We start from the raw sequence: 14,423 nt of genomic DNA on the forward strand, positions 1-14,423 counted from the left end.
ACACGAAGGGGCGGACCTCACCGGCCCGCCCCTTCAACTTTGGCGGATCATCTGCTACTTGACGGCTCCCGCCATCACCCCGGAGACGAACTGCCTCTGGAACGCGAAGAACACGACCAGCGGGATCACCATCGAGATGAACGCGCCGGGCGCGAGGACGTCGATGTTGTTGCCGAACTGCCGTACCTGCGTCTGCAGGGCGACGGTGATCGGCTGGTTTCCCGAGTCGGTGAAGATCAGCGCGATCAGCATGTCGTTCCACACCCACAGGAACTGGAAGATGCCGAGCGCGGCGATCGCCGGCCCGGCGAGTGGCATCACGACCCGGACGAACAGCCGCAGTTCCCCCGCCCCGTCCAGCCGGGCCGCCTCCAGCAGCTCCCTCGGGATCTCCGCGAAGAAGTTCCGCAGCAGGAACACCGCGAACGGCAGACCGAAACCGACGTGGAAGAGGACCACACCGGTGAGGGAGCCGAAGATGCCCAGCGAGCCGAAGAGTTCGGCGATCGGGATCAGCGCCACCTGCACCGGCACCACCAGCAGCCCCACGACCGCCAGGAACCACCAGTCGCGGCCGGGGAACTCCATCCAGGCGAAGGCGTAGCCCGCGAGCGAGCCGATCAGCACCACCAGCACGGTCGCCGGAACGGTGATGTACACCGTGTTCAGCAGCGAGCCCGTGATGTCGTCGTTCTCCAGCAGTGTCCCGTAGGCGTCGAAGGTGAGCTGGGAGGGCTCGGTGAACACCGTCCACCAGCCGTCGGCGGCCATGTCCCGCGGGGTGCGCAGACTGGCCAGCAGCAGCCCGATCGTCGGGACCAGCCAGAACAGGCCGACGACGATCAGGAACACCCGCACCAGACCGCCGCCGGCCCACTGGGCGAGCCGCGAACCCAGCGACGGCACGGCCCGGACAGCGGGGGCGGGTGCCGTGCCCGCCTCGGTGGCACTCATCGCCGGACCTCCCGCCGCAGCCGCCGTATGTTGAACCACATCACCGGGATCACCAGCAGCAGCAGGAACACCGCGATCGCGCTGGCGATGCCCGGCTGGTCCGCCGAGAAGCCCTGGCGGTAGAGCTCCAGCGCCAGGACGTTGGCGTCGTCCTGGGCGGAGCCCGGGGCGATGATGAACACCAGGTCGAACACCTTCAGCACATTGATCATCAGGGTGACGGTGACCACCGCGAGAACCGGCGCCAGCAGGGGCACCGTGACCCGTCTGAACACCTGCCACTCGTTGGCGCCGTCCACCCGCGCGGCCTCCAGCAGCTCCCGGGGCATGCCCGCGAGCCCGGCCGCGATCAGCACCATCGCGAAGCCCGCCCACATCCAGATGTACGAGCCGATGATCGCGGGGGTGACCAGCGACGGGCCGAGCCAGTCGAGCCCGTTGTACGGCGCGGCGAAGTTGGCGGCGGGCAGCCTGAGTTGTGCCCCGTCGGCCTTCGACGACAGGGAGAACGTGCCGTCGTCGCCCGCCGTGGCCGTCTCCACCACCCGGCCGTCCTTGACGGCCTCGATCCGCATCCCCGCATAGCCCAGTTCGGAGGAGTCGACCTGGTTCAGCGTGCCGACGCCCTTGCCGCGCGTGAAGTCCTGCCAGGTGGTGCCGGTGATCCGGTCGCCCTCCGGCCTCGCCGCCGCCGCGGGCTTTGCGCCGTCCGGCATCTGCTCCGGGGCGACCCCCACCAGCGGCAGCGTGACCGTGTCACCGGCGCTCACCGTGCCCTTGGTGATGAACGCGCCCCCGCCGGCCGGTTCCAGCGGCGACTCACGGCCCGGGTGCGCCTTCGGGAACGCCGACGACTGGGCGAAGGTGTCGTGCACCCCGACCCACACCGCGTTGGCCACACCCTTGTCCGGGTCCTGGTCGTACACCAGACGGAAGATGATGCCGGCCGCCAGCATCGAGATCGCCATCGGCATGAAGACGACCAGCTTGAACGCCGTGCCCCAGCGCACCCGTTCGGTCAGCACCGCGAAGACCAGACCGAGCGCGGTCGCGACCGTCGGCGCGAACACCACCCAGATGACGTTGTTCTTCAGGGCGGTGCGGATGCCGTCGTCGGTGAACAGCGCGTGGTAGTTGTCGAAACCGGCGAAACCGTCGCCGGACTGGTCGTAGAAGCTGCGGACGACGGAGTACCCGATCGGGTAGACCACGAGCGCACCGAGCAGGACCAGCGCGGGCAGCAGGAACAGCGCCGCGACCGTCCTCCGGGTGCCGGTGACGCTCTTGCGCGACCTGGGAGCGGCAGGGGCCTTCCTCGGGGCCCCCGCCGCCGTGTCCGACGCCATCGCCGGTCAGTTCCCGTACGCCGCGGCCGCGTCGGCCTCCAGCCGCGCCTGCGTCCCCGCGACGTCCCCCGGGTTCTTCAGGAAGTCCTGCAGCGCCTTCCACTCGCCCTTGCCGGGCGTACCGCCGAACGCCTGCGGGGCCTGGTCGGACATGTCGAAGCGGAAGTCGTCACCGGCGTCGATCAGCGCCTTGGCCATCTTCCGCTGCACCTCGTTGGGGTACGCGGAGTTCGGCACGTTCTTGTTGGGCGACAGATAACCGCCCAGCTTCGCCTGGACACCCGCCGCGTCCGGCGAGGCGAGGAACGTCGCCAGTGCCTGCGCCGCCTTCGAGTCCTCCAGGATCACCGCCGCGTCGCCGCCGGACACCACGGGCGGGACGTCACCGACCGCCGGGAACGGGAAGACCTTCGCGTCCGTGCCCACCTTCGCGTCGGTCTCGCCGATGGTGACCTGCACGAAGTCGCCCTCGTACACCATCCCGGCCTTGGGCTGGTCGCCGCCGGTGAAGGTCTGCGTCACGGACGCCGGGAACTCCGTCTGCAGCGCGCCGGACGCGCCGCCCGCCACATAGTCCTTCTTGCCCCAGACCCCGGCGAGCGTGGTCAGGGCCTCCTTGACGGAGGGGTCCGTCCACTTGATCTCGTGCCTGGCCAGCTGGTCGTACTTCTCCGGCCCCGCCTGGGAGAGGTAGATGTTCTCGAACCAGTCGGTCAGCGTCCAGCCGTCGGCGCCGCCGACCGAGAACGGGGTGACCCCGGAGTCGTACACCATCTGCGCGGTGGTGAGCAGTTCGTCCCAGGTCTTGGGTTCGGCCGCGCCGGCGTTCTCGAAGACCTGGGCGTTGTACCAGATCAGCGACTTGTTGGCGGCCTTGTAGTAGACGCCGTACTGCTTGCCGTCGACCTTGCCGATGTCCTGCCAGGCCTGCGCGTAGTTCTTGGAGAGCTCGGCCTGCGCCTCGGCGCCCAGCGGCTTCGCCCAGCCCTTCTCCACGGCCTGCTTGATGGCGCCCGGCTGCGGCAGCAGCGCCACGTCGGGCGGGGCCCCGCCCGCGATCTTCGAACCGAGGAAGTTGATGATCGGGTCCTGGGCGGGGACGAAGGTCACCTTCGCGCCGGTGCGCTTCTCGAACTCCGCCAGGACCTTCTTGAAGTTGGCCTGTTCGGTGCCGGACCACACGGCGGCGACCTCCAGGCTCTCGCCGTCCAGCCGGGGCAGGGTGACGGTGGTGCCGGTGCCGCCACTCCCGTCGTCCTTGTCCTTGTCACCGCTGTCGTCGTCGCCCCCGCAGGCGGTGAGGGAGACCGCGAGCACACCCGCGGCCAGCGCCGCGGCGGCTCTCGTGGCGCCGCGGGTGCGGGGAGCCGTCACATGGTGGTCGGGCGACCTGCGTATCCGGATGAACCTGCTCGTCCTGCGCATCATGCCCCGTTCTTCGTACTCCGTAGTACTCCGTCGTACTTCGCTGTACTTCGCCGAACGTTCGAGCGCTGTCCCGTGCGCTCCGGTCTACCGACGGGGCCCGGGGGTGGCAAGAGCGCGTCCCGTGTCAAGTCGGGGATCGTGACCACGTCGTGACCAGCAGTCAGCACGGGTGAGTACCCCGACTCATGACACCCCGGCCCCGGGCCGGAATGCTGAGGGCATGCTCATCAGACGATCGGGCGCCGTGGTCGCCCTTCTGACGCTCGCCCTGACGGCGGCGTGCGGGACACAGCGGGGCGGCGTTCGGGCGGCGCCGTCGGAGAGCCCTCGGCCGTCCCCCGACTCCCGGCCGTCCCCCGACTCCCGGCCGGCGTGCGCGCGGCCGGCCGAGGCCCCCACGGTGGCCCCGTCACCCTCCGCGCCCTCCTCCGCCGGGAGCGCCGACCGCCCGCAGGAGCGGAGCTGGGACGGTGCTCCCCACTACGCCGAGAACCACGCCTACCGGATGGAGGCGTCGCTCACCCCGGAGCAGCGCGCCTGGGGAACGGCCTCGGCGGGACTCGTCCGCGCGGAGTTGGAGAAGGTGCGCGAGGAGGGCGGGGCCGGTGCGTACGGCGTCTTCGCCGAGGAGCGGATCGCGGCGGCCCTGGCGCGTCTCGGCTGCGGGGAGGAGCACGGGGTCTACATCGCCGAGGGGTTCTACAGCGTGCACACGGGAGAGGCGTGCGTGTCCGGCCGGCTGACGAAGACCGAGCTGATCGTCGAGGTGCACGGCGCCTACGCCGAGCCCCAGCCCGGAACCGGACCCTGTGTGGAGAACCGGGGAGGCCACTGAACCGCCGGCCTCCCCGCGGTGGCCTCCAGCGCTCGCATCACCGACCCGGCGGTGGGGCGCCCCGGCGAGCCGAGCGCGGGGGACACTCGCGGGGAGGTCCCGCCGGCCGCCGCCACTGAACCGCCGGCCTCCCCGCGGTCAGAGGAGGGACGGCACCTGCGCGGCCGAGACCTGACGGGCCGCCCGCTCCAGCGCGCTGGCGAGCAGCGCCAGGTCCGTCGGGCCGTTGCCGAGCTCGCGGACCTGGCGGCGGGCCGGGGGGTCGCCCATGCGGTGCCACTCCAGGGGGACGACCGTCGGCCGCAGGGTCGCCGTGCGCGGGATGCGGCCGGTCACCCGGCCGCCCTGGAACGCCGTCTCCCGTCCGTCCGGGCGGGCCAGCCGGCCACGGCCCGGCGCCGGGTCGTCCGGACCGCCGCCCGGCCCGGGCGGGTCGAGGGCGACGCGCAGCGACGCCTGCCGCACCGGCTCGGTCTGCGCCGTCCGGGCACAGGGGCCGGTCGCCGCCACCAGATGGACGCCGAGCCGCTCGCCGTCCCGCGCCACGGCCTCCAGCGCCCGCATCACCGACCCGGCGGCGGGCCGCCCCGGCGAGCCGAGCGCGGGGGACACCAGCGTGTCCAGATCGTCCACGACCACCACCAGCCGCGGCAGCGGCGGCGGCGCGGGCTCCGTGGTGCGCCGTCCCGCCCCCGGCCGCAGCCGCAGCGTCGAGCTGGGCGGGGTGTCGAGATCGCCGTTCTGCTCGCCCGTCCCCGTCCCCGTCGCTGTCCCCGTCCCCGTCGCCGCTCCCGCGCGGGAGGCGGCCGTGCGCTGGGCGACCATACGGTCCGACAGCTCGCGTCCGGTGTGCCACTCCGCGAAGTCCGAGCGGCCCAGCAACTCCGCGCGCCGCTTCAGTTCGGCGCTCAGGGACTGGGCGAACTCCCGCATCCGCACCGGATCGTTGGATCCCAGATGCGTGGTGACATGCGGTACGTCCGTACACACCCGCAGGCCCTCGCCGTGCCCGGTGCCCGTCGCGGGGCCGCACCTGCCGTCGACCAGCACGATGCCCAGCCGGTCGGGGCGCTCGGCGGCGGCCAGCGAGGCGACGACCGCCCGCAGCAGTTCCGTACGGCCGCTGCCGGGCGGTCCCTCGATCAGCAGATGCGGTCCGTCGGCGGCGAGGTCGGCGACGACCGGGCCGCGCGGTCCGGCGCCCAGTATGGCGGTGACGCGCCCGCCGAGCGCTTGGGCGTCGTCGGCCGCGTCCGCCCAACGCGCCATCAGCGAGGCCGGGGTGGCGCGGGCCAGGCCCAGCTCGTCCAGCAGCCGCGCCGACGGGGGCAGCGGAGCGGACACACGCGCGTGCCGCTCGCCCTCGGTGCCGTCGGTGCGCAGGGGGGCGAGTGCCCGTGCGAACCGCTCGGCCCAGGCGGGGGAGACCGCGTCGACGGTGGCGAGAGTGCCGTGCCCGACCGGGCCCGGGGGCGTCCCCGAGCCGCTTCCGGCCACCCGCAGCAGCCGCAGCGCGGTCGCCACGTCACCGCTGAGCAGGGCGACGGCCCCGCACTGCCGGAACGCCGGCGCCACCGCGCAGGCCTCCTCGTACGTCTCCGACACCGGGGACGCGGGGGAGGCGGCGGGCGTCTCGGCCAGACACACGACATGGATCCCGGCCCGGGGGCCGTCCTGGGCGAGCCGGGCCACCGCCTCGCGAACGTCGGCGCCGCCGGGATCACCGTCCACGACGACCACGCTGTACGGACCGTCGGCCGGTACGGGCGGGGCGCCCGCAGCCGCGTGATCGTGGTCCGCCAGCCGGCGCAGCAGCTCGTCCGCGCGGGCCGTGGCCTGTTCGCGGTCGTGTGCGAGCAGCAGCCGGCAGTCCTGGCCGTGCCCCGGGCGCACATGCGGCAGCCAGCCCAGCCAGGACCACTCCGCGGCGCGCTCCGCCAGGGGACGGGAGTGGTCCGCGGCGATCAGGACGATCTCCAGCGCGTCGGGGGAGTGCAGCGCGGCGAGCTGGGCCAGCACCGCGCGGGCCAGCCCGGCGAGACGCTCGCGGGGACCGGCCAGTCCCAGCGTGCCCACCTCGCGCAGGTCCGATGTCACCGGTACGGCGGGCAGCGGGCCCGAGCCGTCCGGCGCGGTCCGGTCGGTGGTGCCGAGCCGGACCGTGAGCGCTTCGGGATGCCCCGGCCCGCGCTCCCACAGCCGGGGGCCGGGGCCGAGCGCGGTCAGCAGCACCGCGGCCGGGTCCGGCCAGGTCTCGGGCTGTACGGGGGTGGCGAGGGCCGGCCCGGGCGGGGGTCCGTCCGGCTCCGTGTCGTGGTCACCCCGCGCGAGCACCGGCGCGTCCCGCTCCGGCCTGCCTCCGGCCAGCCGCCGGGCCCAGGCTCCGATCCCGCCCCGCTTCCGCCCGCTGGGGGAGGCAGGGAGGTCGGTGCCGCGCAGGGGGGTGCCTTTGCGGGAGCCGGGGACGGTGGGGCCGACGCCGGATCCGTATGCGGTGGGGTGGGACACCTCGCGGTACTGCCCGTCGCGCGCGTCACCGGCCGCGCGGGCGGGGCCGGTGCCTTCGTCGTCGTGCCCGCCGTATGCGTGGCCCGTCGTACGGCCGGTGGGGCCCTCGGGCGCGCGAGCGGTACCGGGGGCCGGGGCGGGAGGTCCGCCGTGGCGCTCCTCGCGCGGGGCACCGCCGGGCAGGTCCCCGGGGGCGCCACCGGCCGTGGGGGCGGAGCGCTGCCCGTCACGCGGCCCGTCGTGTCCGGTACCGGCGCGGAATGCTCCGGGCGCCGCGCCGGGTGTCCGGGTCCGGCGGGGGTCCCCGGCGGGTACGTCGCCGGTGGTGCCGGAGGTGGGTCCGCCGGGCGCGTGGGCGGTGCCGGGGGTGGGAGGTCGGCCGTAGCGGCCGTCGTGTGCGGTGTCGGTGGTACTGGAGGGTTCTCCGGGCGCGGGGGTGGAGCGGGTGTGGGGAGTTCCGTCGTGGTGCCCGTCGGACGCGGTGCCGGAGGGGAGTCCTCCGGGCGTCGTGCCGGGTGTGCGGATCGAGCGGGGACTCCTGTCGTATGCGTCGCCTGCGGGGCCGGCGCCGGGTCCGCCGTAGCGGCCGTCGCGTGTGGTGCCGCCGGGGAGTTCCCCATGCCCCTGACGGGGCGCGGCGGCGGGCGCCTCGTCCCGGGAGTCGCCGTGGGCCGCGTCGTGGGCCCGGCGCCCGGCGTCGGCGGGGCCGCCGGACCCGGCGCCGTGCCCTTCGTCGCGCGCTCCGCGGTCCGCGTGCGTCTCGCCCGCGACCGGCCTCGGCTGCGACACACGGCGCCCCTTGGGTACCCGGAGAGAGTCCCCCGGAGCGGCGATCCGCAGCGTGCGCCCTCCCGCGGGGCCTCCCCACTGTTCTGTCCGGGGTGCCCCGCCCTGCTCCGGCACGCGGGGTCCTCCGCCGCCTGGTCCGCCCGGTCCGCCCGCGCCTGGTCCGCCCGGTCCGCCCGCGCCTGGTCCGCCGGTGCCTGGTCCGCCGGTGCCTGGCCCGCCCGCGCCTGGCCCGCCGGTGCCCGGTCCGCCCGCGCCTGGCCCGCCGGTGCCCGGTCCGCCCGCGCCCGGTCGGCCCGGGGCCCGTCCGCGCGTGGCGTACCCGCCGGGGGTCTGCCCGTCCGGGGCGTGACCGTCGGCGGATCCGCTGCCCGGAGCCTGTCCGGCGGACGCCAGTCCGCGAGCCCCGTTGCCGGGAGCCGTGCCGTCCGGTGTCCTGCCGTCCCGGGCCGTACCGCCCGGGACCTGACCGCCGGCCGGCCGGTCGTTCGCGGCCCGGCTCGCCGAGCCGTAGGCGTGGTGGGTTCGTCCCTGCGGCGGGGCCGTGGGTTCCACGCGGGCGCGCGGGGTCTCCCTGGCGATTCCCGCGCGGCCGGGCGTCCCGGGTGCCTCGGCGCCCGCGGAGGTCCGCGCGTCCGCGGCACCCCCGGAGGTCCCGGAGGTCCCGGAGGTCGCGGAGGTCGCGGAGGTCCCGGACGACCCGGAGGTCGCGGAGGATCCGGAGGACCCGGACGACCCGAAGGTCGTGGACGACCCGGAGGACCCGAAGGCCGTGGAGGACCCGGACGACCCGGACGGCCCAGGGCCGCCGGAGGGCCCGGTACCTTCCGAGGCGCCGCCCGCGGCCGAGGCGCCGCCCGCGGCCCCCTCACCCGCCCGCGGTCCCGGCACCCGGACGTGCCCCTCCCCGTCCGGTGTCGTCGCCGCCCGCGCGTGGGGTCCCGCCGCCGGTGTCAGGCGGAGCGCAGACTCGCCGATGCGCAGCAGCGCCCCCGGGGCCAGGCGGACCGGGCGGGGGCCCACGCGGCGGCCGTCCAGGGTCGTGCCGTTGGTGGAGCCGAGGTCGGCGACCGAGACATGGCCGTCCGCGGCGACGGTCACCGCGCAGTGCAGTCGGGAGACGTCCGGGTCGTCGAGCGGGACGTCGGCGTCGGCGGAGCGGCCTATCCGGATCTCGCCGCCGTGCAGCAGATGCACCCCGCCGGCGTCGGGACCGGCGACGACATGCAGCCGGGTCGGGGCCTCGTCCAGCTCGGGATGGGGCTCGGGCTCGCCCGGGGCGCCCACCGCCAGCATCGCCCCGTCGATCAGCGGCGGCTCGCCGAGCGTGCAGCGCTGGGCGTCGAGGCGCTGGTCACCGGCGTAGAACACCGGTGTGCCCGTGGAGCCGGACGTGCCGTCGCCGCCGGAGACCGCCGAGGCCAGCGCGGAGGCGACCGCGGCCAGGGCCGTGCCCGCGGGCGCCGTGACCAGCACGTCGCAGCTCGCGGCCCGCTCCCGCGCGGGGGAGGAGGGGCCCAGCGGGTCTACGACGGTCAGCCGGATCTGCATCGCCGTCAGGGGTCCCTTCTGCGCGGGCGCCCGCGACACGGGGACGAAGCCGCTCCGCGGTCCCCCTCCGCGGACTTCCCCCACCGCCACACGCGCACGTACGGCCAGTACTGCACGCATCCTCGCACCTGACACCGACAACGCGCCCGCCTTCCGGCAAGGAATGATCTTGATTGGTCGGCTCTGCCCGTAAAAATGCCTGACCAGTGACGAGCCGATGATCGTTTTGTGCCGACTTGAGATCGGTCACGTCCGTCGCACGGCAACCAACGGACCGACTGCAACGTCTTTCCTTCGAACCGTCGAACACCGGCGGGAACCGGTACGTAAAACCCACTGAGGAACGGCAGCCAGAGCACCAGGAAGACAACGTCGAAGTCGACCGGCCGGTATCCCGAGCGGCGGCACTACAGTGGGTCGGAACATTCCGGAGCAGGGTGGACCACGGTGTACGCCAGCAAGCAAGCAGCAGGGAGCGCATGACGTGCGGCCGGTAGGGAGCAAGTACCTGCTCGAGGAGCCGCTCGGTCGCGGCGCCACGGGCACCGTCTGGCGTGCCCGCCAGCGGGAGACCGCGGGTGCCGAGGCGGCCGTGCCCGGGCAGCCCGGTGAGACCGTCGCGATCAAGGTCCTCAAGGAGGAGCTTGCGAGTGACGCCGACATCGTGATGCGGTTCCTGCGCGAGCGCTCGGTCCTGCTGCGGCTCACCCACCCCAACATCGTCCGGGTGCGTGACCTGGTGGTCGAGGGTGATCTGCTGGCTCTGGTCATGGACCTCGTCGAGGGTCCCGACCTGCACCGCCACCTCCGCGAGAACGGCCCGTTCACGCCCGTCGCCGCGGCCCTGCTGACCGCGCAGATCGCCGACGCGCTCGGCGCGAGCCACGCCGACGGCGTGGTGCACCGCGACCTGAAGCCCGCCAACGTCCTGCTGAAGCAGACCGGCGGCCAGATGCACCCGATGCTGACCGACTTCGGCATCGCCCGCCTCGCCGACTCCCCCGGCCTGACCCGTACCCACGAGTTCGTCGGCACCCCCGCCTACATCGCGCCCGAGTCCGCCGAGGGCCGCCCGCAGACCTCCGCCGTCGACATCTACGGCGCCGGCATCCTGCTGTACGAGCTGGTCACCGGACGCCCGCCGTTCTCCGGCGGCTCCGCCCTTGAGGTACTGCACCAGCATCTGAGCGCCGAACCGCGCCGCCCCTCCACCGTCCCCGACCCGCTGTGGACGGTCATCGAGCGCTGTCTGCGCAAGAACCCGGACGAACGCCCGAGCGCCGAGAACCTCGGGCGCGGTCTCCGGGTCGTCGCCGACGGCATCGGTGTGCACGCGAACTCCGGGCAGATCTCCGCCGCGGAGAACGTGGGCGCGCTCCTCGCCCCCGACCCGGCGCCGGCACCGGTGCCCGACGTCCCCGGTGCCGCCGACGCCACGCAGGTGCTGCCGCACGGCGCGGGCGGCTACGACCCCAACGGCGTGACCAGTGTCCTGCCGCAGACCGGAGGACCGGCCGGCGCCGCCGACCCCACGGCCGTGCTGCCTCCGGTGCCGCCCGGCCGGCCGGGGCAGTCCGGCGCACCGGGGCCCGAGGACCCGCACCCCTGGCAGAACCAGCTCCGCGCGGCGCGCGACCGCAACGAGCAGACCCAGGTCCAGTACCTCGACCCCGGTCAGGACCCGTTGCGCCGCCGCCCCCAGCGGCAGGTCGCCCAGCCCCAGCGGCCCCCGCAGCCCCAGCCCCAGCGGCGCCCGCAGCCCCAGCCGCAGCCCGGCCCGGGGTACGGCTACCCGCAGCAGCCCCAGCCGCAGCAGTACGCCCCGCCCCAGCGGCCCCAGCCGCAGCGGTACGCCCCGCCGCCGGAGCCGCAGCGTCCGGCCCGGGAACCCCGTCCGCCCCGGGAGCCGCGTCCGCCCCGGCAGCGCGGTGCCAACCCGATGCGCATCCCGGGACTGGGCTGTCTGAAGGGATGCCTGTTCACCGTCGTCATCCTGTTCGTCGCGGGCTGGCTGATCTGGGAACTGAGTCCGCTCCAGGGCTGGATCGGCACGGGCAAGGGCTACTGGGAACAGCTCGGCGACTGGTTCGGCTCGGTGACGGGCTGGATCGAGGACCTGGGCGGTCCCGACGAGCCCTCGGCACCCTGAGCCTGTTTGCTGATTTGTCGACACCTGGGGGTCGATTTCCGTATCCCCGGTGAAGGCCGGCTCCCCGGACGCGTAGCTTTGGCGACAACACGCGTCGGTAGGAGCAGTCTTGGCACGGAGAATCGGCAGCCGGTACACCGCCCACCAGATCCTCGGGCGGGGCAGCGCCGGCACGGTGTGGCTGGGCGAGGGCCCCGAGGGGCCCGTCGCCATCAAGCTGCTGCGTGAGGATCTCTCCTCGGACCAGGAGCTCGTCGGCCGCTTCGTGCAGGAGCGGACGGCGCTGCTCGGCCTGGAACACCCGCACATCGTGTCCGTACGCGACCTGGTGGTCGACGGCAACGATCTCGCACTGGTCATGGACCTCGTCCGGGGTACGGACCTGCGCACCCGCCTCGACCGGGAGCGCAGGCTGGCACCGGAGGCGGCGGTGGCGATCGTCGCCGATGTCGCGGACGGGCTGGCGGCGGCGCACGCGGCCGGCGTCGTGCACCGGGACGTGAAGCCGGAGAACGTGCTGCTGGACATGCAGGGCCCGCTCGGCCCCGGTGGCTCGCACCGCGCCCTGCTCACGGACTTCGGAGTGGCGAAACTCATCGACACCCCGCGCCGCACCCGGGCCACGAAGATCATCGGTACGCCGGACTATCTGGCGCCGGAGATCGTGGAGGGCCTGCCGCCGCGCGCCTCGGTCGACATCTACGCCCTCGCCACGGTCCTGTACGAGCTGCTCGCGGGCTTCACACCGTTCGGCGGCGGCCACCCGGGCGCGGTGCTGCGCCGCCACGTCACCGAAACCGTCGTCCCGCTGCCGGGCATCCCGGACGAGCTGTGGCAGCTGCTGGTGCAGTGCCTGGCGAAGGCCCCGGCGTCCCGGCTGCGCGCCTCCGAGCTGGGCGCCCGGCTGCGGGAGCTGCTGCCGATGCTGGCGGGGATGCCGCCGCTGGACGTGGACGAGCCGGACACCGAGCCGGAGGAGGAGGCGGGCGAGGCCGTCCCGGCCTCCGGTGCCTCCCGGGCCGTGGGGGAGCCGGTGCGGCGCCGTGGCGCGGTCCCGCTGGTGCCCGGCGCGAAGCCGTCCGACTCCAACCGTGACACGCACACGTCGATGAGGGTGCCCGCCCCCGACGAACTGGCCGGCGGTGCCCGCGGCACGGCCCGCGCGCCCCGCGCGGCCGGCGCCCCCCGCCCCGGCTCGGCCCGCAACCGCGCGGTCACCCGCAGACGCCGCCTCGCCCTCGCGGCAGCGGCGGCCATCCTGACAGCCGCAGGAGTGACCACCTGGCTCGCCACCTCCGACGACCCCTCCAGCCCACCGCATGACACCCGGACCACAGCACCGGCCACCCCCTAGGGGCGCCTCAGGGGCGCGGGGCTGTGCCGATGCGCGGCTCCGCCGCATGGGCGCGAACGGGGGTCTGGGGGCGCAGCCTCCAGGGACGGGAAGGGAAGGGGCGGCGGAGGCGCGAAGAGCCCGGCACCCCACCCCGCAACCGGCACGCACCCCCCAGGCGGCCCGCACCCGGCACCCGCCCGTCGGGCCCGTGCACGCCACCCTGCGTGGGCCGCCCGGCGGAGCCGTTACGCTGGAGGGCGTGGCAGTCGTCGATGTATCCGAAGAGCTGAAGTCCCTCTCCTCGACCATGGAGTCGATCGAGGCCGTCCTGGACCTCGACAGGCTGAGGGCAGACATCGCCGTGCTCGAGGAGCAGGCGGCCGCGCCCTCCCTGTGGGACGACCCGGAGGCGGCGCAGAAGATCACCAGCAAGCTCTCCCACCTGCAGGCCGAGGTGCGGAAGGCCGAGGCGCTGCGCGGCCGGATCGACGATCTCGCCGTGCTCTTCGAGATGGCCGAGGAGGAGGACGACCCGGACACCCGCGCGGAGGCCGAGTCCGAGCTCACCGCGGTACGGAAGGCGCTGGACGAGATGGAGGTCCGCACGCTCCTCAGCGGCGAGTACGACTCCCGTGAGGCGCTCGTCAACATCCGCGCGGAGGCCGGCGGCGTCGACGCCGCCGACTTCGCCGAGAAGCTCCAGCGGATGTACCTGCGCTGGGCCGAGCAGCACGGCTACAAGACCGAGCTGATCGAGACGTCGTACGCGGAAGAGGCCGGCATCAAGTCGACCACCTTCTCCGTCCAGGTGCCCTACGCCTACGGCACGCTCTCCGTCGAGCAGGGCACCCACCGCCTCGTGCGCATCTCGCCCTTCGACAACCAGGGCCGCCGCCAGACCTCCTTCGCGGGTGTCGAGATCCTCCCCGTGGTCGAGCAGACCGACCACATCGAGATCGACGAGTCCGAACTGCGGGTGGACGTCTACCGTTCCTCCGGCCCCGGCGGCCAGGGCGTGAACACCACCGACTCCGCGGTGCGGCTCACCCACCTCCCCACCGGCATCGTGGTCTCCTGCCAGAACGAGCGCTCGCAGATCCAGAACAAGGCCACCGCGATGAACGTCCTCCAGGCCAAGCTGCTGGAGCGGCGCCGTCAGGAGGAGCAGGCCAAGATGGACGCCCTCAAGGGCGACGGCGGCAACTCCTGGGGCAACCAGATGCGTTCGTACGTGCTGCACCCGTACCAGATGGTCAAGGATCTGCGCACGGAGTACGAAGTCGGCAACCCCGAGGCCGTGTTCAACGGCGAGATCGACGGCTTCCTGGAGGCCGGGATTCGCTGGCGCAAGCAGCAGGAGAAGTAACCTCCCCGCACGAACGCCGATTTGTCGACAAGGCAACTGCCGCCCGCTGGGTGGCAGTTGCCTTTCTGTGTCGGGGTCTCCGGGTTTTATGTCACAGTCGCGGCTTCCTGGTTCCGCAAAGCGCGCGTAGCGGGACATCGCGTACGCAACGGCCTTGACGTTCT

The 14,423-nt window shown here is 74.0% G+C and carries 8 protein-coding genes and 1 pseudogene; 4 read left to right on the forward strand and 5 right to left on the reverse strand.

Going from position 1 to position 14,423, the window contains the following annotated elements; genetic code table 11:
- Positions 1–54 precede the first annotated feature (54 nt).
- Genes ACIF9R_RS16670 through ACIF9R_RS16680 form a run of 3 tightly spaced genes read right to left on the reverse strand, consistent with a single transcriptional unit; the run spans position 55 to position 3,725 of the window.
- Positions 55–954 carry a carbohydrate ABC transporter permease gene (locus ACIF9R_RS16670; RefSeq protein WP_399980091.1) on the reverse strand — a complete coding sequence of 300 codons (900 nt, stop codon included), beginning with the start codon at positions 952–954 and terminating at the stop codon, positions 55–57.
- Entirely contained in the window at positions 951–2,300 is a 1,350-nt protein-coding gene (locus tag ACIF9R_RS16675) for a carbohydrate ABC transporter permease (RefSeq protein ID WP_399980093.1), read from the reverse strand. The genes ACIF9R_RS16670 and ACIF9R_RS16675 overlap by 4 nt, the downstream gene beginning before the upstream one ends.
- Before the next feature lie 6 nt (positions 2,301–2,306).
- Entirely contained in the window at positions 2,307–3,725 is a 1,419-nt protein-coding gene (locus ACIF9R_RS16680; RefSeq protein WP_399980409.1) for an ABC transporter substrate-binding protein, read from the reverse strand.
- A 223-nt stretch (positions 3,726–3,948) separates the two neighbouring features.
- Here ACIF9R_RS16680 and ACIF9R_RS16685 point away from each other — a divergent pair, with 223 nt between their 5' ends.
- Entirely contained in the window at positions 3,949–4,563 is a 615-nt protein-coding gene (locus ACIF9R_RS16685; protein ID WP_399980096.1) for a hypothetical protein, read from the forward strand.
- Positions 4,564–4,701: 138 nt separating this feature from the next.
- Here ACIF9R_RS16685 and ACIF9R_RS16690 read toward each other — a convergent pair whose 3' ends face one another.
- The gene (locus ACIF9R_RS16690; RefSeq protein WP_399980412.1) at positions 4,702–7,974 is read right to left on the reverse strand and encodes an FtsK/SpoIIIE domain-containing protein; all 3,273 of its coding nucleotides are present in this window, start codon (positions 7,972–7,974) and stop codon (positions 4,702–4,704) included.
- An 888-nt stretch (positions 7,975–8,862) separates the two neighbouring features.
- Positions 8,863–9,528: pseudogene (locus ACIF9R_RS16695) on the reverse strand (FHA domain-containing protein); the annotation flags it as partial.
- Between the two features lie 364 nt (positions 9,529–9,892).
- Between ACIF9R_RS16695 and ACIF9R_RS16700 the strand changes: the two are divergent.
- The 3 genes from ACIF9R_RS16700 (at position 9,893) to prfB (ending at position 14,259) form a co-directional block, all read left to right on the forward strand.
- Positions 9,893–11,557, forward strand: a complete 1,665-nt coding sequence (locus ACIF9R_RS16700) for a serine/threonine-protein kinase (protein WP_399980098.1) — start codon at positions 9,893–9,895, stop codon at positions 11,555–11,557.
- Positions 11,558–11,666: 109 nt separating this feature from the next.
- On the forward strand, positions 11,667–12,911 hold the full coding sequence (locus tag ACIF9R_RS16705) for a serine/threonine-protein kinase (RefSeq protein WP_399980100.1): 1,245 nt from the start codon (positions 11,667–11,669) through the stop codon (positions 12,909–12,911).
- Positions 12,912–13,152: 241 nt separating this feature from the next.
- A complete protein-coding gene (prfB, locus tag ACIF9R_RS16710) occupies positions 13,153–14,259 on the forward strand; it encodes a peptide chain release factor 2 (RefSeq protein ID WP_399980102.1) in 1,107 nt (368 codons plus the stop codon).
- Positions 14,260–14,423: the final 164 nt, after the last annotated feature.

Source organism: Streptomyces sp. NPDC086080 (assembly GCF_044540255.1).
In the GTDB taxonomy this organism is placed as follows: domain Bacteria; phylum Actinomycetota; class Actinomycetes; order Streptomycetales; family Streptomycetaceae; genus Streptomyces.